The sequence below is a fragment of the Chryseobacterium sp. CBSDS_008 genome (genome assembly GCF_049959325.1).
Taxonomy (GTDB): Bacteria; Bacteroidota; Bacteroidia; order Flavobacteriales; family Weeksellaceae; genus Chryseobacterium.
Genome location: NZ_CP188202.1, coordinates 278,914 through 302,151 on the forward strand (window position 1 = coordinate 278,914; position 23,238 = coordinate 302,151).

Annotated in this window: 20 protein-coding genes and 3 pseudogenes; 10 read left to right on the top strand and 13 right to left on the bottom strand. The window is 35.9% G+C overall.

All coding sequences use genetic code 11. The annotated features are described in order from the left end of the window. The first annotated feature begins 203 nt into the window (after positions 1–203). Positions 204–1,826, top strand: coding sequence for an IS1182 family transposase (locus ACP3T3_RS01205; RefSeq protein ID WP_426478129.1), 1,623 nt, complete (start codon positions 204–206; stop codon positions 1,824–1,826). Positions 1,827–1,901: 75 nt separating this feature from the next. Here the strand turns inward: ACP3T3_RS01205 and ACP3T3_RS01210 are convergent, their stop codons facing one another. After that, entirely contained in the window at positions 1,902–2,345 is a 444-nt protein-coding gene (locus ACP3T3_RS01210) for a JAB domain-containing protein (protein WP_426478130.1), read from the bottom strand. Positions 2,346–2,938: 593 nt separating this feature from the next. Here ACP3T3_RS01210 and ACP3T3_RS01215 point away from each other — a divergent pair. The 6 genes and pseudogenes from ACP3T3_RS01215 (at position 2,939) to ACP3T3_RS01240 (ending at position 6,448) form a co-directional block, all read left to right on the top strand. Beyond that, positions 2,939–3,301 (top strand): hypothetical protein, encoded by a 363-nt coding sequence (locus ACP3T3_RS01215; protein WP_426478131.1) that lies wholly within the window; start codon positions 2,939–2,941, stop codon positions 3,299–3,301. 112 nt (positions 3,302–3,413) lie between these two features. Further along, a complete protein-coding gene (locus ACP3T3_RS01220; RefSeq protein WP_426478132.1) occupies positions 3,414–4,070 on the top strand; it encodes a DUF937 domain-containing protein in 657 nt (218 codons plus the stop codon). 41 nt (positions 4,071–4,111) lie between these two features. Continuing rightward, positions 4,112–4,244, top strand: a pseudogene (locus tag ACP3T3_RS01225) (IS481 family transposase); the annotation flags it as partial. Between the two features lie 52 nt (positions 4,245–4,296). Then, a pseudogene (locus ACP3T3_RS01230) lies at positions 4,297–4,433 on the top strand (IS481 family transposase); the annotation flags it as partial. Between the two features lie 520 nt (positions 4,434–4,953). Further along, the gene (locus tag ACP3T3_RS01235; protein ID WP_426478133.1) at positions 4,954–5,238 is read left to right on the top strand and encodes a hypothetical protein; all 285 of its coding nucleotides are present in this window, start codon (positions 4,954–4,956) and stop codon (positions 5,236–5,238) included. Between the two features lie 526 nt (positions 5,239–5,764). Then, positions 5,765–6,448 (top strand): M15 family metallopeptidase, encoded by a 684-nt coding sequence (locus tag ACP3T3_RS01240; RefSeq protein ID WP_426478134.1) that lies wholly within the window; start codon positions 5,765–5,767, stop codon positions 6,446–6,448. Positions 6,449–6,888: 440 nt separating this feature from the next. Here ACP3T3_RS01240 and ACP3T3_RS01245 read toward each other — a convergent pair whose 3' ends face one another. The 7 genes from ACP3T3_RS01245 to ACP3T3_RS01275 form a co-directional block, all read right to left on the bottom strand. Next, positions 6,889–7,458, bottom strand: a complete 570-nt coding sequence (locus ACP3T3_RS01245) for a hypothetical protein (RefSeq protein WP_426478135.1) — start codon at positions 7,456–7,458, stop codon at positions 6,889–6,891. Positions 7,459–7,466: 8 nt separating this feature from the next. Further along, positions 7,467–8,000: a hypothetical protein gene (locus tag ACP3T3_RS01250; protein WP_426478136.1), complete on the bottom strand. Its 534-nt coding sequence runs from the start codon at positions 7,998–8,000 to the stop codon at positions 7,467–7,469. Continuing rightward, positions 7,997–10,747, bottom strand: a complete 2,751-nt coding sequence (locus ACP3T3_RS01255; RefSeq protein ID WP_426478137.1) for a hypothetical protein — start codon at positions 10,745–10,747, stop codon at positions 7,997–7,999. The genes ACP3T3_RS01250 and ACP3T3_RS01255 overlap by 4 nt, the downstream gene beginning before the upstream one ends. Then, the gene (locus tag ACP3T3_RS01260; protein ID WP_426478138.1) at positions 10,740–11,540 is read right to left on the bottom strand and encodes a WxL protein host-binding domain-containing protein; all 801 of its coding nucleotides are present in this window, start codon (positions 11,538–11,540) and stop codon (positions 10,740–10,742) included. Before ACP3T3_RS01260 ends, ACP3T3_RS01255 begins: the two co-directional genes overlap by 8 nt. Before the next feature lie 103 nt (positions 11,541–11,643). Beyond that, positions 11,644–12,222, bottom strand: coding sequence for a hypothetical protein (locus tag ACP3T3_RS01265; protein WP_426478139.1), 579 nt, complete (start codon positions 12,220–12,222; stop codon positions 11,644–11,646). Positions 12,223–13,162: 940 nt separating this feature from the next. Then, entirely contained in the window at positions 13,163–14,257 is a 1,095-nt protein-coding gene (locus ACP3T3_RS01270) for a hypothetical protein (protein ID WP_426478140.1), read from the bottom strand. Position 14,258: 1 nt separating this feature from the next. After that, positions 14,259–15,071 carry an RNA polymerase sigma factor gene (locus ACP3T3_RS01275; protein WP_426478141.1) on the bottom strand — a complete coding sequence of 271 codons (813 nt, stop codon included), beginning with the start codon at positions 15,069–15,071 and terminating at the stop codon, positions 14,259–14,261. 386 nt (positions 15,072–15,457) lie between these two features. Between ACP3T3_RS01275 and ACP3T3_RS01280 the strand changes: the two genes are divergently transcribed. Together ACP3T3_RS01280 and ACP3T3_RS01285 are read left to right on the top strand one after the other, a co-directional pair. Continuing rightward, a complete protein-coding gene (locus tag ACP3T3_RS01280; protein WP_426478142.1) occupies positions 15,458–15,682 on the top strand; it encodes a helix-turn-helix domain-containing protein in 225 nt (74 codons plus the stop codon). A 114-nt stretch (positions 15,683–15,796) separates the two neighbouring features. Then, positions 15,797–16,096, top strand: coding sequence for a hypothetical protein (locus ACP3T3_RS01285; protein WP_426478143.1), 300 nt, complete (start codon positions 15,797–15,799; stop codon positions 16,094–16,096). 319 nt (positions 16,097–16,415) lie between these two features. Here the strand turns inward: ACP3T3_RS01285 and ACP3T3_RS01290 are convergent, their stop codons facing one another. Further along, positions 16,416–17,399 carry a hypothetical protein gene (locus ACP3T3_RS01290; protein ID WP_426478144.1) on the bottom strand — a complete coding sequence of 328 codons (984 nt, stop codon included), beginning with the start codon at positions 17,397–17,399 and terminating at the stop codon, positions 16,416–16,418. A gap of 218 nt (positions 17,400–17,617) precedes the next feature. On the opposite strand from ACP3T3_RS01290, the pseudogene ACP3T3_RS01295 reads away from it, so the two are divergent. Beyond that, positions 17,618–17,797: pseudogene (locus ACP3T3_RS01295) on the top strand (hypothetical protein); the annotation flags it as partial. A 377-nt stretch (positions 17,798–18,174) separates the two neighbouring features. Here ACP3T3_RS01295 and ACP3T3_RS01300 read toward each other — a convergent pair. The 4 genes from ACP3T3_RS01300 to ACP3T3_RS01315 all read right to left on the bottom strand — a co-directional run bounded on the left by ACP3T3_RS01300 (position 18,175) and on the right by ACP3T3_RS01315 (position 23,235). Continuing rightward, positions 18,175–18,993: a DUF4249 domain-containing protein gene (locus ACP3T3_RS01300; RefSeq protein ID WP_426478145.1), complete on the bottom strand. Its 819-nt coding sequence runs from the start codon at positions 18,991–18,993 to the stop codon at positions 18,175–18,177. Positions 18,994–18,996: 3 nt separating this feature from the next. After that, complete coding sequence (locus tag ACP3T3_RS01305; protein WP_426478146.1) at positions 18,997–21,327, bottom strand: TonB-dependent receptor; 2,331 nt, start codon at positions 21,325–21,327, stop codon at positions 18,997–18,999. Positions 21,328–22,442: 1,115 nt separating this feature from the next. Continuing rightward, positions 22,443–23,105, bottom strand: coding sequence for a prephenate dehydratase (locus ACP3T3_RS01310; RefSeq protein WP_426478147.1), 663 nt, complete (start codon positions 23,103–23,105; stop codon positions 22,443–22,445). Continuing rightward, positions 23,077–23,235 carry a hypothetical protein gene (locus ACP3T3_RS01315; protein ID WP_426478148.1) on the bottom strand — a complete coding sequence of 53 codons (159 nt, stop codon included), beginning with the start codon at positions 23,233–23,235 and terminating at the stop codon, positions 23,077–23,079. The genes ACP3T3_RS01310 and ACP3T3_RS01315 overlap by 29 nt, the downstream gene beginning before the upstream one ends. Positions 23,236–23,238 lie beyond the last annotated feature (3 nt).

The following is a 23,238-nucleotide window of genomic DNA, read 5'->3' on the forward strand; positions in this document are numbered from 1 at the left end:
ATAAATTTTGATAAAGCGGAGAAGTGTTGTTTAATACTGCGAAAAGATGGTTGACCATTGAAGGGCAATCATCTTTTCGCGGAGCCACGAGGCTGTCTAAAAAGTCCAAAAAAATATCCCCGTTACTTAAAAAAGTTTCGGGGATTTTTTTGTTGTTTGTCCTTTAAGATTTATCTTTAAGGTGCACCCAAACAAACATTGATATGAAAGTACGGTTTAAATCTTTACCCACCAATACTCCCAGCTTATTTCCTGAAGATATTTTTGATAAGATAGGTGCTAATCATCCGGTACGTCTTATCAATGAATTAGTGGATAACTTGAATATCGATCATATTATAAGTGAATATAAAGGCGGTGGAACGACAAGTTTTCACCCCCGGATGATGATCAAAGTTTTATTCTATGCCTATTTCAACAATATTTATTCATGCCGTAAAATAGAAAAGGCACTTGGAGAAAATATTCATTTCATGTGGCTTTCCGGCAACAGTAAGCCTGATTACAGAACTATCAATTACTTTAGGAGCAAACGGCTTAAAAACCATATTCACCGTCTTTTTGCAGATGTTACCGTTGTTTTGCAGAATTTGGGTTACGTAAGTTTAAATGTTCAATATATAGATGGTACAAAAATAGAATCATCTGCCAACCGATACAGCTTTGTATGGAAAAAATCTGTAGAAAAGAATAAATTAAAACTGGAAGCTCAAATTCATTCCGTACTTGAAGATATTGAATCCCAAATCAAAGAAGAGCGTTATGAATCCCATGAAAAGCCCCTTCCAAAATCTATTGACAGCAGAGAGCTTCAGGATAAAATAGCAGAACTTAATCACTCTGTGGCACAGGACAATAAAACCGGTAAGAAGCTCATTAAAAAGCTTCAGCATCAGGACCTGCCCAGATTACAGAAGTATGAAGATCAATTAAAAATACTCTCAGGCCGCAACAGTTATAGTAAGACAGATCCCGACGCCTGCTTCATGCGGCTCAAAGACGACCATATGAAAAATGGGCAGCTTAAGCCAGCCTATAATGCACAGATCAGTACTGAAAACCAGTTTATCACCCATTACAGCATTCATCAGACTCCTGGAGATACCACTACATTGAAGGATCATCTTAACGGCTTTGAAAATCAGTACCACAAACAAAGTAAAGAGGTAGTAGCAGATGCCGGATATGGAAGTGAAGAGAATTACGAAATGATGGCAGAAAAAGCTATAGAGGGCTATGTAAAATATAATAATTTTCATAAAGAACAGAAGCGCAGTGAGAAGAACAATGCGTTTGCTGTACAGAACTTATATTATAATGAGGAAAATAACTTCTATGTATGTCCCTGCGGACAGCAAATGAACTTTATCGGTAAAGGCAAAAGGATCAGCAGTAACGGATATGAATCTCAGGTACATTATTATCAGGCTTTCAGATGTCAGGGTTGTCCTCTTAGAGAAAGCTGCCATCAAAGCCAGGATAATCGATTAATCGAAGTGAATTATAATCTGAACCATCACAGAATGAAAGCCAGGCAAAGGCTGATATCTGAAAAAGGGCATTACCACAGAAGTAAACGGCCTATAGAAGTAGAAGCTGTATTCGGGCAATTAAAAAGCAATAATAAATTTTCAAGATTTACTCTAAAAGGACTTGAAAAAGTAAATATTGAATTTGGATTAATGGCATTGGCACATAATCTTAGAAAATTAGTGAAAAACAGAAAACTTAACCGTAAAAATTGGCTAAATACACTTAAATGCAAACAACATATGCATCTTTTCCATAAGTATATGGAAATCCAAAAGTATAAAATTGCTGCATAACTATACGCAGTCTCAAAACAAAATAAAGAGGCTGACCTTTTTGGACAGCCTCATTTTTTCAGAAAGTTAAGATTCTTATAATATCCCTTCATCGGAGAAAGAGAAGGAGCCCATTGAAGTTATTATACAATGATCCAGTAAGTTAATGTTTAATAGTTGGGCAGCCTCCTTTATTTTTTGTGTAATATTTATGTCCTCACGTGAAGGTGTCAGGTTTCCGGAAGGGTGGTTGTGAGCTATGATAAATGACACGGCATTACATAATAAAGCCCCCTGCATGATGATTCTGATATCAACGAGAGAAGAGGTAATTCCAGATTCTGAAATTTTTTGTATTCCTAAAACCCTATTAGCTTGATTCATATACATTGAATAAAACGACTCTTTGTAATCGATCTGATCTGCATCAAAATGTTCCCGGAAAATATCTGTAGCATCCTGAGAGTTCAGTACTTTTTTTTCGGTATTTCCTTTTCTTGTATAGATCAATTTGACCTCATTTACTATATTATATTTCATTGTTATTGCTCTGAGTACGGCAGAGCCTTTTATTTCCCGTACTTAAGTTAAACAGCCTTTATTTAAAACATTATTGAACTATTATGTACCTGTTTTTTAGGTTAAAAGCTATTTCAATCTTTTGTCTTCCCATTCCTCTCAAGTCATCTCAGGATTTAACCAATATTTTTCAAAAGAAAACCGGAAAAAAGAAAGCAGATATGAAGTGTTGTCAATAGTAGAAAACAAAAGGAAACGGAATAATTGGTAGGTACCTTTAGGGAGGAAACCGTTTATGCCGTAGTCTTTTGTTGGCATAGGTCGGCGGCTGACAACAATACCTTAGCTGCCTTTTTACCGGTTATTTTTGAAAATTTGAGAACAATAATAGAATCCGGTACGAGTACCGGATTTAAGGTCTTATTATGATAATAAAAATGCTGTGATGTAGTTTTTCGGATGAGGTTTATACCAAAAAAAAGCCAATATGCGAAATGGTAAAGACTTGATTTTGAATCAACAATATTTTTGATAAAATAGAAGCTGAGTTCGAAGGTTTATTTTCCAGGGAAGGAAGACCCTGTATTGTGATTCGTAAAATAGCAGGAATGCTTATGCTGAAAGAAATATTTAAAGAAAGTGATGAGAGCGTTGTAAAGAAGGTGTTGTCCAAAGACAAAGCTGCAAAAAGAGTAAGCAAACAACTGTTACGGTCTGCTTATTTTGGGACATCATCCCAAAAAAAGACAGAAGAATGCTGGAATGGCAAGGAAAAAGCTCAGAACGATCGGCAAAAGAGAGCTTGGGAATTGGAAAGGAGACTTCAGGAAAGCGTTTTGAAAGATTATAGGGAAATGTTTGGAATTTATCTCAAAGCTCTTACTCAGGAGAAAACCACGAAAGACAAGATTTGTAATACATTTATTGTAGTAATAAAATCACAATACATTAGATGTAATACTATACTTTGTTTATAAGGTAATCAGTGAAATGTGGTTATATTTGTTTATTAACACAATTCTAAAAACAGCGGATTTTTAAGCGCTTTTTTTGATAATTTCAATATACTAATACCTAAATATATATACAATGAGTTTAATTGATTTACTTACAGGAAACACAGGCAATCAGGTAGCTGAACAAGCTGGAAATAAATTCGGGATCAGCAAAAACCAGGTGATCGCCTTGTTAGCAGTAGCAACTCCTCTTATTATTTCTCATCTTAGAAATAAATCCAAGGATACAAAAGAAGCAGAAGCTTTAAACAACGCTTTAGACAAAGACCATACAGGAAGTATATTAAATGATGCATCTCAGGCTGAAGCAAGACAGGCTGAAGGTGGATCTATTCTTGATCATATCTTCGGCGGACAAAGAAGTGATGTTGAAAGCCAACTGTCACAAAACACAGGAATTTCAGCAGATAAGATAGGCCCTGCTCTTGGAATGCTTGCTCCTGTGGTCATGGGGTACATCGGTCAGCAAAAACAGCAAAATAATGTAGGTGCAAGCGGTCTGGGAGATCTGTTAGGAGGAATCCTTGGAAATGCATCAAATCAGGCTCAGGATCAAGCATCTCATCCTATCAATGATATTCTCAGAAGTGTTATGGGAGGTGGCTCCCAATCCTCGGGAAATCCATTAACTGATATACTGGGAAGTGTATTGGGTGGTGGAAGTGGAAACGGACAGCAAGGCGGTAGTGGCTTAGGCGGTTTCCTGGCTAATATATTTGGAGGTAAATAACTTATTTGTTCAATAGTTAGGACAGCTAATAGTAAGAATGGGCTGGCTTTATTATATCTTCAGGCGGAGTTAGAAGCATATGGCTAAGAAACGATTTACATACGTTTAAACTAAGATTAAAGCGATCGAAGCAAAATCTGCCAAGATGGTATCGTTCTTACCGAATCTCAACTTTAAGCATTAGAGAAAGCTATATGACCGTAAAATGTTCTTATTGCTGCCTGTCATGCTTAATGATCAGGTAATTCCTTTCTTTGAGCATAAGGAACTTCGTTTACTCAGAATTTAGCAGACCCGAGGGACTGAAACTGTGGAATAAGAGAACAGCATGAATATCAGCTTTATTTAGCCATTGAAGATATTAGAAAAGACTGGTAGGGGCTGTAAAGCATAAGGGAGCATAGTCCGTTGCTGCTGCCGGGAATTATATTTTTTAGGTGGTTAGAAATTTATACAAACATTTTTTACCTGGCAGGCAGCACGGCGCCCCCACCAAAAATAGCATAAGACAGAAGAAAAAAAGAACAAAAAGAAACCATTTAAAAAACTGATAATCTATTTAACATCATTACTATGCATTATAGAAAAAAAATACTGAGGATCATGGTCTGTTTAGGGATGAGCAGTGGTATTTCCGGTTAGATGGTAAGTATGAACATTCCGTAAGGAATGGAAAAAAAGACCGGAACGATCTATTTTTTTAAAAAAGGTATATTTTCTTAAATCCCTATGTCAAATTATTTTTGCACAAACGATTCCTTTTTTTCAACAAGATTGAGAATATTCGGGAATCATGAATTTTACAGTTGCAAAAGAGTATTGCAAAATAAAAATATTTTGCGATATGTTTGTTCGAAATATTTATTTTTGAAATAATCTTATTATGAAAAGTATTGTTATTTATCCGGATAATCCAAAACAATTCTCCGTTATTGAAGCTTTTTTAGAAGAGATGAAAATCAGTTTTAAAAGCCAGGAAGAAATTATAATTTCTGAAGAGATAAAACAATCTGTTTTAGAAGGCATAAAAGATGCAGAAGAGGGAAGGCTCATTTCAAGTGAAGAAGTAAGAAAAAGCAGCGGCTTTATGTTCGAAATAGAATGTACCGAGAAAGCAGAACGTTTATATCTGGAAGCTTTGGAATTTTGGATCAATCATAACAAGTAAGCCACTCAAGAAAGATAGTAAAACAGTTTTCTGAAAAAGAGGATTACATTACTAACAACCCTTACGCAGGACAGGAAGTTTTTGAAAAAATAGCACTTTATGATGCTTATTTTTTTTAATAAACTCTTAATTCATGTAACATAATCGCCAAGTTCTCATTGTCTTTAATGAACTCTAATAGATATTCTTCTGTAATAGTAAATTGATCATTGTTTCTGGTCTTAGTTCTTAGAACTTGTTCACCATTTTCAGTTATCTGAAACTATGCATAATTCTGTTTCTCTTATAGATTATTGATGAAAAAGAGCGGCAATCCTAGTATCAGAAGCTTTAGCAATAGTTTCTTTGACTGCTTGAGACAAATCTCCAGAAGTCTTATCTATAAATTCGTATCAATTGTTGGGCTTTTGTATAATTGAGCTTGTTTTTGTGGATTCTACAGTTAGATAAATATTCTTTTGTAGACAATCCTCCTATTTGAGCAATACAAGTTTTTTACTATTAGTAACTGCTAAATTTTAAAGATATGACATTTAATAAGCATTTTATATTTTATGGAACTTTATTCTTACTATTATCCTGTGCAAGTCAGAATGAAAGATTACTTAAAGGATTTGTTTATGTTCAAGACTATATTCCAGATATGATAGTAGATTTACGCTATTTCGGACCACATAACTTCACGGGCAGACCGGTTAATGGCTATGAGCGACCTGTATTAATTATGAGTTATCAGGCAGTACAAGCTCTAACCAAGGTTCAGACTCAATTGAAAAGCCAAGGCTTAGGTTTAAAAGCTTTCGATGCTTATCGCCCACAAAGAGCTGTTGATAGTTTTGAAATTTGGGCAAAAGATATCAGCGACACTATTGCAAAATCAGAATTTTATCCTCATGTCAAGAAAAACGATTTATTTAGATTAAACTATCTTGCCTCTAAATCGGGGCATACTAGAGGGAGTACCATAGATGTAACCTTAATAAATCTTGAGACAAAAGAAGAATTGGATATGGGAAGTCCTTTTGATTTTTTTGGAGAAATATCCCATCAACATACTCTATTAATTAATGAAAAACAAAAAGCAAATCGCGAGATACTTAAGCAGATAATGCTTGAAAACAACTTCAAAGAGTACAATGAAGAATGGTGGCATTTTACTTTGGTTAATGAACCATTTCCTGACACTTATTTTGATTTTATTATTAAATAATATATATAATCACAATTTGATCTGACAGTATATATTTTTTAATATAATTTTAAGCTGTAAATGAAAAAAATATGGGCAGAGGAATCTAAGGGAAACTGAGAACAGCCCAGGGAAACAGGCGCATCCGTAAGGACTGGAAAAAAGGACCGGAACGGTCAATTTAAAAAAAAAGGGATATTTATAACTATCAATTAATATTTATTTAATTTTTAAAACTTTCATAATATGAAAGTTGGAGATAAATCAAAGCTAACCCTGCTACTGGGATTAAGGGTATTGTGATAGATGTTGAAACAATCCATTGTTAGAATAATTGTGATCTTGATTGTTGCTCTTATATGTTCTGATAACACAGAATCAGCAGAAATTATAAAAGAAAGCCAAATTTTAACGTTTTAGTTTGTTACAGAAATCGTTAACTGACCCCTATCTGCACATGCTTAGTTGGCTCCTATTGTAAAAACTATCTGTGCACTATAAGTTGTTGCAGGAATTGCGACAGAAACACCACCTATTTCTAATTGTACATTAATAGCTGAATACTGTACATTGTTGCCAAGTCCTAATAATCCGCTAAATGTAATCGTTGAAAGTGCTACTGAACCGGCTTGCGGTATTTCCACAAAATTGACATTTCCGCCAGTAATAGTGGCACTGCAAGCTACACAAATGCCATTAATTTTAGTGGTACCTCCACTTCTTTTTGCATAAAGCTTCAGAGCGCTGTTCCAGGAAGTAGGAACATAGTTCATACTGATCCTTGCCCCTGAACTTGTGAGAATGTTCAGAAAAGAACTGGGTAAATTACCGGATAACACCAGCTGGCCGGGATTATCGTAGGTTCCCGCATAGTTAGTACCAGCCTCAGTAATGGTAGGTACGCTGACCGTCCAGCTGGTCCCTGCAATATTTATGGTTTGCCCTTGAAGATGGCCACCCACTATTAATGCAATAATGTATAGATATCTTTTTAAGAATTGTTCTTTGAAAAAAGGACTTTTGATTTTCATTTTTAATTTTATTCTGTAATAGTGTAGGTGATGACGATAGCTGTACTAGTCTGTGCCTGTAAATTAGCATACGTATTTGTGGCCAGTGAAACCGTAAGCGCATGGCCATTGTTAGCTCCATTTCCGGTATACGCTCCTCCAATACCGCTGATAATGGTAACAGGAGTGGTGGTAAGGATAACCTGTCCTGCAGATGTTCCCAATGTTCCCCCTCCAGCTCCGGAAGCAGCAGCTGCCTGTAGCCTTATATTGACGCCGGCAATAGTTTTATTTACAGAAGCTGTAATTTTTCTGGTCAATCCTCCGGGAGTAATGGCAGAGGTATAGTTGATCCATTTTGAAGTATTGGGAGTTGGAGTCCCAAGAGCATTTCCGGCTTCTGTGGGAGCTGTGAAATTCAAAGTAATACTTCCTGTAGGTTCAATATCCATTAAAGTTACAACAGGTAATGTCAAGCTGACAGTGGTACTCGCAGTCTGGGAATAGATTGAGCCAGATGCAATAAACAATGCTATTAATACTATGGAACGGATCAGAATCATTTCTTCTTTTTTATATCATTATATCCTACTTTCAGGGATTCCTGCTGGTATTTTATTTCTATCTGCTGTTTAACAACATTGATGCTCAATTTCTTTATTTCTGCGGGCTGTAACGTAAACTGAAACCTGTCAGTTGAAATTTTATAGCGTTTATCCAGTCCGTTACGGTATACTTTAACGGTCCAGTCGCCGGGTCTGAGGTAGGTAAAGTCAAAATCTTCTCCTATGAAACATATCTTGCGGTAGGTCTGATCATTATTGGTAGCTTCCACAATAATACTTTCTCTTTTTTTCTTGTCTTTCCCAGCTGTCAGCTGCCCAAAACCGGGTTGATCTTTTTCTCCTGTTTCTAAGAATTTGACGTGCCCCTGAACATTCGAAGCTGTTGTCAGTCCGAAGTTAAATGTATTTTCTTTATTTATTAATGAAAGAGCTGCAGGAAAAGTTTGAGTCGGAATGTCATTGATTTCTGTTGTTGAACGGTCTATTTCAAGAAAATAGCTGCCAGGAATAACATTTTTAAACATATAATTTCCATCTTTATCCGTAATGGAGAGATAACTTCCAAGCATTAATTTTATTCCTTCGGTCTTTTTTATCCCCAGGTTGCTGATATTTCCCGATAACGAAGTATATTCCGCCGTTTTCTGCACCGGAACGTTGGGCCGCCAGGTATAACGCATGGAAAATATGAAATCTTTATTTCCGATTTCGCCTCTTTGCAATGAATATCGTCCGGATAGATCAAGCTCATTGCCAGGAAATAATTGCTGGTGAAAAAGAAGTTCAAACAGATTTCTGTCTTTAAAATATTCTTCAGGCATATAATTGTTCTGATAAAAAATACTTAAGCTGGTCTTGTCGGAAAACCGGCTGAAGATCCTGGCTCCGTAATAAAGGTTTTTCTGATTTTTGAGCTGATATCTTGAGCTGATGGCATAGCTTCCGAAAATATTAAATGATGTTCTGAATTTTTGAAAGGAAAGATTTGCGGAATAAAAACTTGAATTACCCCTAAATCCTGTCAGATAGTTATCTGTTTTACCCAATTGCCCGTCCAGATTTATCTGAAATACTCCGATCTGCTGATTTATACTCACTTTGAAATAACGTTCATAATAATCAAACTGTTTGGGTTCTAACCGGTCTTTATAGGCTTGATAGCCATTGTTAAAAATAACGAAACCGCTGGGCAGGTATCTGTATTGCACGCCATATTGAAAATATTTTCTGTAAGGGGCTGCGAGCAACAGAGTATCTCTCTGGAAATTTTTAGCATCCTGCATATAATTGGCAAATACACTTATTTTTTTGGTGATAGTGTAGTAAATATTACCATTAAAGGTATTCGTATTGGTAAAGTATCCGGCAAAATCAGGGCTGGCTCTCATGTACATTAAACTTCCGTTCAGTTTTTTAAAAACGGCATCAGCCTGAAATAAATAGGCTGTTCCATCAGTTTTCTGTGTAGTACTGTACGCCAATTCTCCCGACAGGTTAATATTTTTTGAAACTTTAAATTTTCCCTTAGCATAGGGAAGATGGGCGTCTGAGTCAAGTTTTACATCCCCATATCTGACTTCTTCCTTTCCTGGAGTTTTATAGAGATATCCTACAGAAATTTCAGACTCTTTCCGGATTTTAAAGGTAGAATACATATTAAATTCATCTTTAATATCTCTGAAGAACCTGGGGTGATTATAAAATCCGCCAAAGCTCACTTTATTAAAATCATAGCGGATTTCCGCCCCACGGCCATATCTTGCAAATTCTGTAAGATAGGAGGATGAATAGGTTTTATCACCGAGATGAAGGAAAAAAATGTCCCGTTTATAATTCACAAAATATTCTTCATACTGGGTAAATGTATTGAGCGCTACCGGATTATGGGTGACCGCTCTGAATTCAATCTGATTTTTATTGTCTTTATCAAGTGTCCCTTTACCGTAGATCTCTCCCTGAAAGCCGTCATTATAAACACCCAGATTCTGCATGCCAATGAAAGATAATGAAACAGCAACAGGAAGTCTGTGATAAATATCGTTTTCAGTTGGCTTTACTGATATAACCTGAGTACTTGCATAAACATCCTGATTTTCTTTGGGATTATTCTTTGAGCGTACCGAAAGATTAAGGTTCTGAAATTCATTTTGGGCGAGTTCAGGACTTGTTACTTTATGAATGGTAATAATTGTTGATTCATTGGGAGCCAATACCAGTGATGACTCATTATCAACAATTGCATTTTTACTTCCCAGCACAAGTTTTTCGGTTATATTACCATTGTTTTTTAAAAGAAAAGAGGCCCTGATTGTTTCTCCGGCTCTCACAAATTCGGGTGTATTTAAAGCTGTAACCAAAAGACTGCTGTTTCCGGAAACGGTAATTTTTGAACTTTTTGCAAATGATATTCCGTTGCGGTCAGTAATGTTTAATGTTACAGAATAGGTGCCTTGCCCCGTTTCTGCCCCAACACGCAGCGGAACCAGGTATACGGATGTTTCATAAGGAGCCATCTGAAATTCCCCTTTTGCCAGAATAGGATTAATGGATGGACTTGATGTAGCAACTGAAATATCATAAGTCTTGCTTTCAGCTGAATTATTTTCTAATGTAAAGGGAATAGAAGTTGACATTCCCGGCATTAAACTATCTTTTTTACTGATCAATCGGTTGGATTGCTGTTGAGAAAAAATAAATGCCGGGAATAATAACAGGATAATAAAGAATGTCCAGGTTTTAATCATTTTTTACTTCTAATTCCACATTGAGTGCAAATGCATTCTCCTCTTCATCGGTAGCTATTATGGCGGCTCTGTACTTATCCGGTGGTACTTTACTGATGTCAATGAAAAATGTTTTGGAAGTGTTCGGTAACAATCCCATTGTTAAGCTTGAATACGTACCTACTTTTTCACCCGTTTTGCGGTTATAAATTTCAATGACCGCTGTCGGTTTACAGTATAGATTGCCATTATTGGCTATAGCGATCTTTGCCGTTTGCTTGCCCTCCTGTTTTTCTACCTTTACACTTTCAAATTTAAGGTCCGGTCTTGCCCTTTCAGTTTCAAAATCAGTAATAACCTGAATTGCATATCGTATTACAGAAGTGATGCTCACTCCCGGTTTTTTGTCACTGGGCTTTATTTCCTCTACAGGCTCTACAATGATAATACTCCAATAGCTTCCCGGATCCATTGCCTGATTGGGAACTGTTATTTCATAAAATATCTCAGTCTTTTCTTTACCTTTAAGAGTAACCAGATTGGTGTTGAGCTTTATCCAATCTCCGTTACTGCGGCTATTGGTGCGTAATGCTGTATAATTGATGGTTCCATCAGCATGGTAGGTATAATCCTGTAAAAATAATTTTACACTCTGAGGATTGCTGCTTGTGTTTTCAATGGCAACTTTTCCTTTGTAAACCTTTCCGTTTTCTATTTTATAAGAATGCGTAAGCCCGTTGAGGATCACAATGCCGGCATGTAAAAAGCTGAACTGCAAAATCAGGGTGATCAAAAGAAGAATACGCTTTATCATGGGGGATAGTTTGGAGTTAAATTAATTGTAATACAAAAGCAGGAAGAAATTGAATAACAACTTCTTCTTGTTTTTGAAAGACAGCATAAAATTTATTTAAATTCTAATTGTCAGATATCGTATAGGTAACGGTAGCTACCACAGTGGCTGTTGCTTGTAAATCTGCGTAAGCTGCTACGCCTCCGGGACCGCTTCCTGCAGCAAGTGCATAGGTAAGATTATGTCCGTTATTGGCTCCGTTTCCGGTATAAGCACTTCCAATTCCTGAAATGATCGTCTGGTCAGCGGCACTTAATGTCAATAGACCTGCAGAGGTTCCTAGTGTTCCTGCACCGGATCCGGTAGCTGCCGCAGCTGTTACGTGAAGATCCACACCGGGAATAATGGCATTCATTTTTACGCTGACGTTACGGGTAGGGTCTGCAACAGATTTGATGGAAGAATAATTAAGCCATAATGTAGTATTGGAGGTAGCCGGGATAACAGGGTTCCCTGCTTCTGTAGGAGCTGTAAAGCCAAGGGTAATATTTTTCGTGGCTGCTGGTTCAATATCTACCAAAGCAACTTCGGGAATAGAAATTGTAACGGTGTGGTTGTCTGTATTGGTATCCTGCGCACTCAGATTCCCGGATAGAGCAAACGTAAATAAAGACGCTGCAATAGTTAAATTTAATTTTTTCATGATGCTAATAATTAATTAAATGAATATAAATGAATATTCTGTTCGGTGGTTTATACGTTATTGCCAGTTTGGATATTATCATATAACGAAGTGGAGATCTTGCTCCATTTTTGGTTTGAAGCCAAAATTGGCCGTTTTAACAGTTATGTGGTCACTGGGCCTAAAAAAACTTATTTTATCTTTGGGTGGCATTCCCCTACAAATATCTAAGGTAGATTCAGGAGTTTGGGTGTTAATTCCGACCTGCCCATAACATAGAGCAACCAGGAAAATCGGTAATAAATACATTTTTCTCATTAGTAATATATTTAATGATTAATATTTAACTCAATAGAGTTAAGAAAACTCTTTAAAGTGAATGTTAGATTCCCATATTTAGTTCTAGAATCAACTTCAATTTGTGATTTCTTTTAAGAAACTTTTAAGAATTTTTATATTATAAATATACTATTTCCACTACATCTAAACCACTGATCACTAGTCATATTATCACTAAAAATATATAGTTTTTTAACTATATTCCGTGATCCTTCTCTTTTTAACGTTAAAAAAATGTAGTAAAATATATTGCCTATCAAGAGTAACTCCAAAGGCTAAGAATTACCGGTTATGATCATTTTAATAGATTAATGCGATTTCATTAGGCGGTCAATAGTAGCCGGATGAACATTCAATTTGTTGACAACTGTCAGATTAAGTATTGACTAATTCAATTTAGCATACAATTGAAATATTTGATCCTAAAAACTAAATTATTGTTATCTGGGACTAAAAAATCAAATATTTCTTTGTACTCCATTGGTTGTTTCCTTTTTTTGTTTACAATTAACATTTTAGGTATAAAAAGAAGCCCACGCCGTTGTATATACTACCATGTATTTAGTGAGTGCTTTTGACCTCACCCTACGGGTGTACAAGCACCCCTCGTTATTTTTTTCAACTATCCAATGATTAATTCGATACCCGCTTTTTCTGCTTTATATTTTATCTTGGTCTGCAACTGATAATAACTCCAGTTGCGAAGCACAAATTCCTGTTCTTTTGCAATGCCTATCTTGTCTTCCTGATTTTTAAGAATAAGTGTGCCCGCCTGTTGTTTGATGCAGAAATCGATAAGTGTCCGGCTGTATACATGAAGCCTATGGTTTACATATCGACTTTCCAAATTTTCTGTTTTATAAAGCGCCTTTTGTTTGCGTTTTACTCCTTTTCCACAGCGGGCATAGGCTACACCGGATTGCATCCTCTTTTGCCTTGCCTGAATGGCAAGCCTGCGGTATAAAAACTCCTCTTTCGAGCCGATATTGATTCGTACATTGCCAATTTTTGCTGCAATAGGATGCTCCAGAGACAGAGAAGCTTCTGCAATGATTTCGGGTTTTAAAAGATGCTGTTCTTTTTCAAATTCAAATGCAGCAAGCCAATAGATTTTTCCATCTTTAAGCTGGATCTGTGATGTACAAAGCTTTATTTCTCCTCTTAAAAGGCGTTCCATTATCAGTCGCTTATCAGTGTAATCTCTCCCTAAATACGTTTTAACAGGAATAGCAAACATGTTGAAGCAAAATGCTTTATTTTCAGAATCATACTTCATTTTGCTGATGCATTTAACCGGAAGCGGAATGGGAATATCTTTTTTAAAGTTCCTCAAAGATTTTAGGCCCTGCCAGTAGTCGGCTTTGTTCTTAGAAAAAACAGATTGAATTGTATTGTTCAGGCTTCCCAGAATATCGGTAGGGATCTCTCCTTTGAATCGGTCAAAAATCATGCGTGCCGTTGTGTTTGTTTTCGAACGTGTAAATATTCCCATTTGATCTTTGGTTGCATCGGCCAGCTTGTATTGGATTTCTTCGGTGAAGTAAAAGAAATCCTTAATCATTTCCTGAACATATAGATGGGAAACAATTAAATTAGCCGCTCGGAAACACCGATTCTGATAACGGTAGAGCTTTTCCCAAATCTCCTTTTTCTCATTGGGAGGAACATTAATCAGCAGCTGAATTTTTCTAGTTAATGTAATCGTTGATTTTTCCATTTCAAAAAGGGCTTTGAGAGATATTTCGATTTTGTAGAAATTGATATGCATATAGAAATTCCCGATGAACTTCCTTTTCAGAAAGTTTGAGTTCTCGTGCAATAACAGTAAAAGAAGATTTTTGGTCAACCCTTCTTTTCATAATCTCCAGCTGCCGGTTACTGAGTTTTTCTGACTGCTCTTTATTATCGAAAGTTTTTTCCTGTGAGTGTTCCAAAGGACTTCCTCTAAGAATTTTTCGAAGATCATTTATGGCTCTGCTTACCTCATTGCTTATTCCTGTCACACTGCTTCCCATTGCTTCTGCTATTGGTTTATACTGAAAGCCATATTCAAGGCAAAGTTCAATCAGGTGTTTTCTTTTGGGATCTAGTACGTTTAAAACCTTTTTAACTTCATCAAAATCTTTTTGATCGGATTCCTGACGAAGAAGATGCTCTTTATCATGTAGTGGATCGTAACCTGCTAGATAATCCTGATAATTCTCAAAACGCTCAAGGGAAGCGATTAAGCGAGCGAATTTATTTTTCGGAGCATTGAAATACGATATACAATCTCTTTTTAAAACAAACCGTAAAAAGCCAAGAATATGATTCGGGGTTTCAATGGAATCACGGTGTAACCAAAGTTTGAGAAAGGTATCCTGAACAAGCGTTTCCACAACAAAGTCATCGTCGAGCATTTGTCTGCCAAGCCAGAAGAGAAGTCTTTTGTACCGTAAATATATATGATCTAAAGAGGTCGGGTTACCTTTTTTCAGCAGCTCATATAGTTGCTGATCGTTTAACATGCGAGGCAAAGAGTCTGTTTTCATAAGCAGTAAAATTATTGCTAGAAGGAACTGCTTCGATCAATAAGATGAATTCTTTGCATTAAAACGCTAACTCAACTACATATTACCCAAAAGAAAAAGCGTGGAACTCAACTTATTGACTAGAGGTACTGGTATACCCGTGCACGATAAGAGAGCCCACGCCGCGGTCGTGAGCTAATTTACTTATCTTCTCGTACACATAAAAATTACCAGTTTTCTAGTCGAGAATCTAAGCAATAGCTTCGATTATTAATATTGAAGTATTGCAAAGTTACCTTTATTGTAACTATTTAGCAAATATAAAAAAAAATTTCCTTATGTAGGTTAGTTCGACTACAAAAAAATATTTAAAATCTCATCACTTTGTCTATTCAAAGTTAACCGAGATGGATAAATTAGAATTTAGAATAGCATTTGGTAAAAGAGTTGAGATGTTTAGAAAAAAACTGAATTTGAGTTATAGAGAGTTGGCGCAAAAATGTGATGTAGATCATAGTAATATTAGTAAAATAGAAAAAGGGGAAGTAGATCTTAGAATTTCTACTATTCAAGAGCTAGCCAAAGGGCTAGATGTGCACCCACAGGAACTATTTGACTTTAAACTAAAGTGAGGAAATTACTCTTGAACAATTTTTAACCTCATAAATGAATGGCAAAGAGAAATGAACGTCACAAAATTTGTTCACAAGGCTTCAACTCGAGAGTATTTACATTGCCTTCAGAATATGTCCAAATGGTCGGAAATTTTGTTATCCAACGATAAGAGCAAAGCGTACAACGATTTTCTGACATGGATTTTAGAAAATGATTACTTCAAAACTTATGACAATCTTACTGTAGCTCAAATTTCGAGGCTGAGCGGATATTCTTCTGCAAAGGTTTCAAAGTGGTTACAGGAAATCTATGAGGAATTCTTGACCTTAATGAGCATAATCCTGCATTATTTTACACAGAGCCGGGAGTTCCAGTGCTTCGGAATCTGTTTTGACTGCCTTAAAATTGATAGACGTTTTCATAGACAGTAAAATAGCTCACATAATTATTATCTTTAGATAATAAGACTTATTGGGCTTCGTTTTTCACTACTGGCTTAATAAGTAAGAATTAAATAAATCCGTATCTAATAGATACGGATTTAGGCATTAATGAAAAAATATTTCATTAATTATCTCTTAACGTCTATAGTCTCATAAAGCTTAAAGAAGACTTATTACATTTCTTCTATGGATGGATCAGTTAGATTATTACAAATTTCACTAATTAATCTTCAACTCAAGATAAAACATAATAACATCCGTTTCACTGAATTTCCTTCAATCCCCAACCTAAAAGAAAATGCATTGTTCAATTTGTAGCTCCTTCTTTTATCCATTTCGCTGATTTCAAAAATCGCTTTGATACATCATCGCTCCATTCTGCTCCATAATCAACCTCATAAGTCCTGAAATTGTCATTTCCCAAAACAACCTGCACAATCTCTAAAAGTTTATTTTCTTCTATAATTACAGATACTTCTTGAAGTTTTCTATTCCAAGCAGGGCTAGGGTTAGCACTTCTAGCCGCATCGAAGAAATTAATCAGCTGAATTTTAATTTTAAAGTCATCCCATATATCTTCTCTTATCTTTAAATTCAAGATATCATTAATAATCTTATAGCAACCCTGCTTATTCTCCACTCGAAATCCCTTCAAATAACCAATTAACTCTACATCTGCCAATGAAACCAATTTTAGAATCTTTTTAAAGCAGATAATGTCATGGTGGAAGCTTTTCTGATATATTATGTGCAATATATTTTTCAAAACTTCAAGCTTAATACTAACAGAAGCCTCCTTAATAATACCACGAACAGTTTCTATTTTGAGGATGTCCTCTAAAAAATTACTGCTAGGAGAAATAAAATAGTTATCTCTAAGATAAATGGTAACGTGTAAAAAATCTTCGGGAGAATAGACGATCATTTTATCCTTAACAAGTTTAGGTATCAAATTATCTCTAAGCAATGCACCAATCCTTGCTACATAAAGTGATTTCAAAAAAGAATCGTTGAAAACATTATTATAGTTTAATAATTTCGTAAGAATATATTTATAATTCTTTCTAGCTATTTCTGATGCAATTAGTTCGTTAAATTGGATTTCTAATTCGTCTGCAATATCCCTTTGCATCTCAACATCGGAAGTTGCTTCTTCATGTTTTAGCAGTAATAAATCGAACCAATGCTGAATCTTATTAAAATCAGTTTCAGAAATATTTAGTTCTCTGGCTAAAATTATTGATTTTGCAATTTCGTTGTTTTTAAAAATCCAGTATGGATTATTCGTCATAATTTTCTTTTAAATTAATTTGGCGGCTTTATGTTTACCACTACTCTGCATAGTTGTAAATATACTTATTATGGACGAATAATGTCCTCAGTAAATACAAAGTCACTTATTCATTGGCTTACTGCTAGCTACTTTGATAGCTTGATAACCTGATGGATAGAATGCTCGAAAGTTGAATTGCCGGACATCCAAATTGAGATCTTTTGACATTACAGGTTAAACTTATCGATTTCTGCATCCAGCAGCAGGCAGGCACACGTATTCTTAAAAATCAGGAAGATAAGATAGGTATTGCAAAAGAACAGGAATTTGTGCTTCGCAACTGGAGTTATTATCAGTTGCAGACCAAGATAAAATATAAAGCAGAAAAAGCGGGTATCGAATTAATCATTGGATAGCTGAAAAAAATAACGAGGGGTGCTTGTACACCCGTAGGGTGAGGTCAAAAGCACTCACTAATACATGGTAGTATATACAACGGCGTGGGCTTCTTTTTATACCTAAAATGTTAATTGTAAACAAAAAGGAACAACCAATGGAGTACAAAGAAATATTTGATTTTTTAGTCCCAGATAACAATAATTTAGTTTTTAAGATCGAATATAGTGATGTCACTACGCATGATTGTTCTGTATAAAACAAAAGAACTTTTACTAAATAGGATATTTTTTCAGCCAATGGCTTGAATTTGTAGTTCTAACTATCTTTTACGCTTCCAGCGACCGGCATTGAAAAATAGATGAACAAAATCCCATATGCTAGGGATCTTTTTTTTCTATGGAGTGGTCTGTTCTTGAATAACAAAAGTTTCGGTATCTGTCGTATGAGCAGAAAAGTAGCCCAATGCGCCGTTGCTGATATTACTTGGAGGATTAGCAGGAGTAGCCGTTCCGCCATTGCCGCCTGAAATCTGAAGTAAAGCACTGTAATAAGTGAATACGTTGGTATCGATAGACTGCATTTCTACATGGATTTTGTCTCCTGCAACTACTTCGTGGTCTCTGCCTTTGTTGTCGTCATCTGGAAGAATCAAAGGTTCTTGATTTGGGAGTCCGTTGTTTACATTATCTGAAAAAGTTTCCATGTATTTTTTAGGAAGATCATTGATCGTAAAGCTAAAAAGATAACGGTTACCCAGCGGCAACGGATCCGTAAAAAGCGGTAAGAGGGTATAGGTGGTTTTATCACCAAATTTGAAAGAACTCTGCTGCAATCCGTCAAAATAAACCACCTCAGGCATTGTACTCTGGGCGGTATATTGTTTTCCTTCGGCCTGTACCTTCAACGTGTAAGTTCTGCCGGGTGCTCCCACAAAAGTAGCGGTTTTATACATCCCGTTTCCTGCGTACTGAAGAGTTTCAGTCTGGCCCATATTATCACTTATAACAACCTGGGCTCCGGTAACAGCCGGATATTGATTAGGTTCTGAGAAACCTACAGATTTTGTAATTTTTACAGTATATGGCCCTGATTGATCTGTGACATTTCCTTCAATGACAATATTCCCGCTTTGATCATTCAGATCCAGGTCGATTTCCTTTTCACAAGAGGTTAATGCAAAAAGAGATACTATGATATAAAATGTATTTTTCATGATTTAGAATTTGAAATTATAAGTGATGTTAGGTACCCAGCGGAATAATGAGGTCTGCATAGCACGTGTTGTTCCGGGATGGTCCGGGTTGTCTTCGAAATTGATGGTATAAGCATTTTCACGGCCGTAGAGGTTATAAATACCAAATGTCCATGAACCGCGGAATCTTTTGCCGGAGCTGGGTTCATACGTGGCACTCAGATCCATTCTGTGATAGGCCGGCATTCTGTCAGCATTTCTGTTGCTGTACTGGAATATGGTTTGCCCGTTCAATTCATATTTTCCGGTAGGGAAGGTAACCGCATTTCCTGTGCTGTACACAAAAAGTCCTGAGAAGGTCCATTTTGGATTAAGCTGATACGTTGCAACAATGGAAAGATCATGGGTTTTATCCATTCTGGCATTATACCATTCATTATTATTGATCCCGTTGATCTTTCTTTCCGTTTTGGAAAGGGTGTAGGAGATCCATCCTGTAAGCTTTCCGCTTTTCTTCTTGGCAATAAGTTCCAGACCGTATGCCCTTCCTTTTCCAAATAACAGTTCACTTTCTACATCGGCTCCTGTATCAAAACCAATCTGAGCCCCGTTTTTGAAGTCGATTTGATTTTTCATATCTTTATAGTAGATCTCAGCATTCAATTCATAATTATTGTTGTTGAAATTTCTGCTGTATCCCACACTGATCTGATCAGCAATTTCCGGCTTTACTGTATAGCTGCTTCCTATCCATTGATCTGTAGGGTTTCCACTGTTGCTGTTGCTTAAGAGATGAAGATTCTGGGTGTTTCGGGAATAGCCTCCTTTCACACTGCTTACTTCATTGATACGGTAGTTGGCGCTGATACGCGGTTCAGCATTCACATAGGTTTTCCCGAATTTTCCTTTTTCCAAGAATTTACTGTCGGTAAGAACACCATTCTCATAGGTATTAAATGTATCACCTCCCAGTACACTGAACATGGAAAGCCGCAACCCATAATTGATCGTCAGCTTTTCAGTGGCTTTATAATCATCATTGATATAAACCGCATTCTCCCATGAGTATCTCGGATTTCTTGCAAAGCTGCTCACCGTAGTACCGGAAGCACTGCTCGGGGTAAGCGTATGATAAATTGACTGCAGACCGAAACGTACAGAATGTTTGTTTCCTGCAAACCAGGTAAAGTCCTGCTTAAGATTCCAGTCGCGGATTTTCGAGTTTAAATCAAATACCGTATCATCATTTTTCAGACTGATTTTGTAATCATAGTTACTGTAAATAAATGATGTATTGGAGAATAGCTTACTGCTGATAATGCTGTTCCATCTCAGGGTTGCTGTAGTATTTCCCCAATCTGTATTGAATGTATCTCCCAGCCCCAGAACATCTCTTCCGAAGTATCCCGACAGATAAATACGGTTGTTTTCATTGATCTGGTAATTGGCTTTCAGGTTAAGATCATAAAAGTAAAGTTTATTGTCTTTATAATCCTTACTGGTTTTAAGGAATAAATCGGCATATGTTCTTCTTCCTGAAACTATGAACGACGATTTTTCCTTCTGAATAGGGCCTTCCACGCTCAGCCTGCTGCTGATAAGACCAATTCCTCCGTTAACGTTATAATCTTTGTTGTTTCCGTCTTTCATTTTCACATCCAGTACAGAAGAAAGGCGGCCACCATATTGGGCTGGGCTGTTTCCTTTAATAATGCTGGCATCTTTCAGGGCATCACTGTTGAATGTACTGAAAAAGCCAAGAAGGTGAGAGGCATTATAAACCGGGGCTTCGTCCAGAAGGATCAGGTTTTGGTCGGTAGCACCTCCTCTTACACTGAACCCGCTGCTTCCCTCGCCGTTACTTTTGATACCCGGCAAAAGCTGTATGGTTTTCATAACATCCTTTTCTCCAAAAAGAACAGGAAGTTTTTCTATATTTTTAATGCTTAACGTTTCCGAGCCCATTTGTGCTGAAGTTAAGTTTTTATCCTTTTTAATACCGGTTACAACTACTTCGTCAATAGCCTTTGCTGTTTCTTCCTGCGGCATAAGAGGAAGATCCAGCTTCATATTCTGATCTACTGTAATCTGCTGTTCAAAATCTTTATATCCCGGGTAGGAAATAATAAGGGTGTAATTTCCTTCAGGCAGCGACAGCGAATAAAAGCCGTATTCATTGGCAACAACGTTGATGGTGGGATCTTCGTTTACTTTTACAGAAACCCCGATGAGCAGTTCACCATTATTTTTGTCTTTTACGGTTCCGCTTACGGAATAGGTTTTTTGGGCCATTGCTAGGGTACTGAAGCAGAGTGCAGCGGTGGCAGCGGTAATTTTTAGAAAAGATGTTTGCATTAGTTTATTTTAAAGTAGTAGATCTCCTGTATATGAATTAATGTTTTGATGATGTACGATTAGTTGGATAAATATTACAAAAAGAGTAATTTTTAGTATTGAAATTTTTATTTATTCTTATTTCTTGTTTATCAATAATTAAGATAAAATCTATTCTGCTTTTTTTAGTGTAATGATCAGTTGTTGAATTAGTCCTTAACCCAGTATATTTGAATATTCAATATATCAAGCCATATTTATTTTCACGGTTTAAGCTCTAAATACCAATCTTGTTTACTATTTATATTATAAAGTATTCAATTACTCAGAAGATAATACCATAATACGCTATAGATTGAGATATGATCTTTTAATGTTTTTATACTGTTATTAACAGTTGGTATATAACGCAAAAATAAATACAAAAGTTGTTTATTGAACCTATAGCTTTGTAGTTTTTTAATTAATGATTTGTAGTTTTTTTATTTACGATAATATCATGTGCATAATGAAATCGTAATAAACTATTAGCAATTAGCTGTAAAACCACGAAGCATTATTGATAATATGACTGTTGTAAAAGGGATATGAAAAAATAATTTTTTGAATGTTCTTTAAATAATATCTCTACTTATTATTTATACTGTAGATATTTATGTTTTATGATCCAGCATGGCTTTACATTTGCCGGATACTTACAGTTGGCTGTTTCCAATAGATGAGAAGGGAGAGATATTAGATTTCTGGCTTGGACGGGATTGATAAAAAGAGATGTAACCAATGACAAAGTTTATCCAATTCATACTGAAATTCTGGAAAACCAAACAGTACTTGCAAAATATGGTTTTCCACTGGTAAATATATTGAGAAGCTCGTGATGGATTAATTATTTGAGGTCATCCGGCTACAATTTACTGTCTAAATTTAATCAGTTAATCTATTAAAAGCAGTGTTTTAAAATGAGTATTCTTTTTTGCAGCACTTCTTTGCTCATTTAATCAAACTGTTTGGAGCTTAATTTGACTTCGTCCAATCCTGGATTTCTAAGCTGTAATTTTTTCTTACTTTTTCATAACATGAAAATTAGAGTATAAGAATCGTGCTCTAAAAAATTTAGGCGCTCCAATTAGCCTGTATTATTGAAGTTTTTTATGTTTTTTCGAAATAATGATAAATTTCGTTTTATTATTCTTATCATCCTGAATATCTGTATAAATAATTTTCAGTCTGTACAAGGTTGCCGCTTCTGTATTGGCAATTGCAGCCCCTTGTTCTTCAGGATGTTCTGATACCCATTTGGCAGCAGCGGAAGTAGAGGAGTATTCTATTCTGGGAATATCAGGGTAAAGGCTATCTATAAAGTGACGGGATTGTTTTAATGCCTGTGGATGAGAATAAATTTTTTTAATATTAGCTGTTCCCGGAGCAATCATTAAGTTTTGAGATATAGGCAGTTCCAATGAATCTTCTACCCAAATATCGGAAAACTCTTTCAAAGCCTTATCAGTGGGGATAACGATTCCACCTATTGAATTTTTTAAAGGTACAATTGCTTTTTCCACACTTGCTGAATGCACGGAAATAAAACAATCTTCAATACTGTTTTGAAAAACCAAGGTTTGCGAAGAAAACTTCTTTTTGGCTGCCAGATGAGTGAACGACCCCGGAGGACCGAGATACGCTATTTTTTCTGAGTGAAAGCTTTCTTTTAAAAAACAACCCGACAAAAGGCTTACAAATAATATAAATCCAGTTAAATATCGTATTGATTTAATCCTTGTTGTATTCTTTTTCAACATATAGCAGTGGTTTTTGAATTTTTTTAATTGAATTTATTTTGATGCCATAGACTTCCAAGGGCTTTATCTCTGTTTCTACAACCTCATTTGTAAAATTAGAACTTATTATTTTTCTAGCTTCTTTTAACATATA

Excerpts from the sequence above, each read along its gene's own strand:
- ACP3T3_RS01205 (WP_426478129.1), top strand. The coding sequence starts at position 204 with ATGAAAGTACGGTTTAAATCTTTACCCACCAATACTCCCAGCTTATTT.
- ACP3T3_RS01210 (WP_426478130.1), bottom strand. The coding sequence starts at position 2,345 with ATGAAATATAATATAGTAAATGAGGTCAAATTGATCTATACAAGAAAA.
- ACP3T3_RS01215 (WP_426478131.1), top strand. The coding sequence starts at position 2,939 with ATGCTGAAAGAAATATTTAAAGAAAGTGATGAGAGCGTTGTAAAGAAG.
- ACP3T3_RS01220 (WP_426478132.1), top strand. The coding sequence starts at position 3,414 with ATGAGTTTAATTGATTTACTTACAGGAAACACAGGCAATCAGGTAGCT.
- ACP3T3_RS01235 (WP_426478133.1), top strand. The coding sequence starts at position 4,954 with ATGAAAAGTATTGTTATTTATCCGGATAATCCAAAACAATTCTCCGTT.
- ACP3T3_RS01240 (WP_426478134.1), top strand. The coding sequence starts at position 5,765 with ATGACATTTAATAAGCATTTTATATTTTATGGAACTTTATTCTTACTA.
- ACP3T3_RS01245 (WP_426478135.1), bottom strand. The coding sequence starts at position 7,458 with ATGAAAATCAAAAGTCCTTTTTTCAAAGAACAATTCTTAAAAAGATAT.
- ACP3T3_RS01250 (WP_426478136.1), bottom strand. The coding sequence starts at position 8,000 with ATGATTCTGATCCGTTCCATAGTATTAATAGCATTGTTTATTGCATCT.
- ACP3T3_RS01255 (WP_426478137.1), bottom strand. The coding sequence starts at position 10,747 with ATGATTAAAACCTGGACATTCTTTATTATCCTGTTATTATTCCCGGCA.
- ACP3T3_RS01260 (WP_426478138.1), bottom strand. The coding sequence starts at position 11,540 with ATGATAAAGCGTATTCTTCTTTTGATCACCCTGATTTTGCAGTTCAGC.
- ACP3T3_RS01265 (WP_426478139.1), bottom strand. The coding sequence starts at position 12,222 with ATGAAAAAATTAAATTTAACTATTGCAGCGTCTTTATTTACGTTTGCT.
- ACP3T3_RS01270 (WP_426478140.1), bottom strand. The coding sequence starts at position 14,257 with ATGGAAAAATCAACGATTACATTAACTAGAAAAATTCAGCTGCTGATT.
- ACP3T3_RS01275 (WP_426478141.1), bottom strand. The coding sequence starts at position 15,071 with ATGAAAACAGACTCTTTGCCTCGCATGTTAAACGATCAGCAACTATAT.
- ACP3T3_RS01280 (WP_426478142.1), top strand. The coding sequence starts at position 15,458 with ATGGATAAATTAGAATTTAGAATAGCATTTGGTAAAAGAGTTGAGATG.
- ACP3T3_RS01285 (WP_426478143.1), top strand. The coding sequence starts at position 15,797 with ATGTCCAAATGGTCGGAAATTTTGTTATCCAACGATAAGAGCAAAGCG.
- ACP3T3_RS01290 (WP_426478144.1), bottom strand. The coding sequence starts at position 17,399 with ATGACGAATAATCCATACTGGATTTTTAAAAACAACGAAATTGCAAAA.
- ACP3T3_RS01300 (WP_426478145.1), bottom strand. The coding sequence starts at position 18,993 with ATGAAAAATACATTTTATATCATAGTATCTCTTTTTGCATTAACCTCT.
- ACP3T3_RS01305 (WP_426478146.1), bottom strand. The coding sequence starts at position 21,327 with ATGCAAACATCTTTTCTAAAAATTACCGCTGCCACCGCTGCACTCTGC.
- ACP3T3_RS01310 (WP_426478147.1), bottom strand. The coding sequence starts at position 23,105 with ATGTTGAAAAAGAATACAACAAGGATTAAATCAATACGATATTTAACT.
- ACP3T3_RS01315 (WP_426478148.1), bottom strand. The coding sequence starts at position 23,235 with ATGTTAAAAGAAGCTAGAAAAATAATAAGTTCTAATTTTACAAATGAG.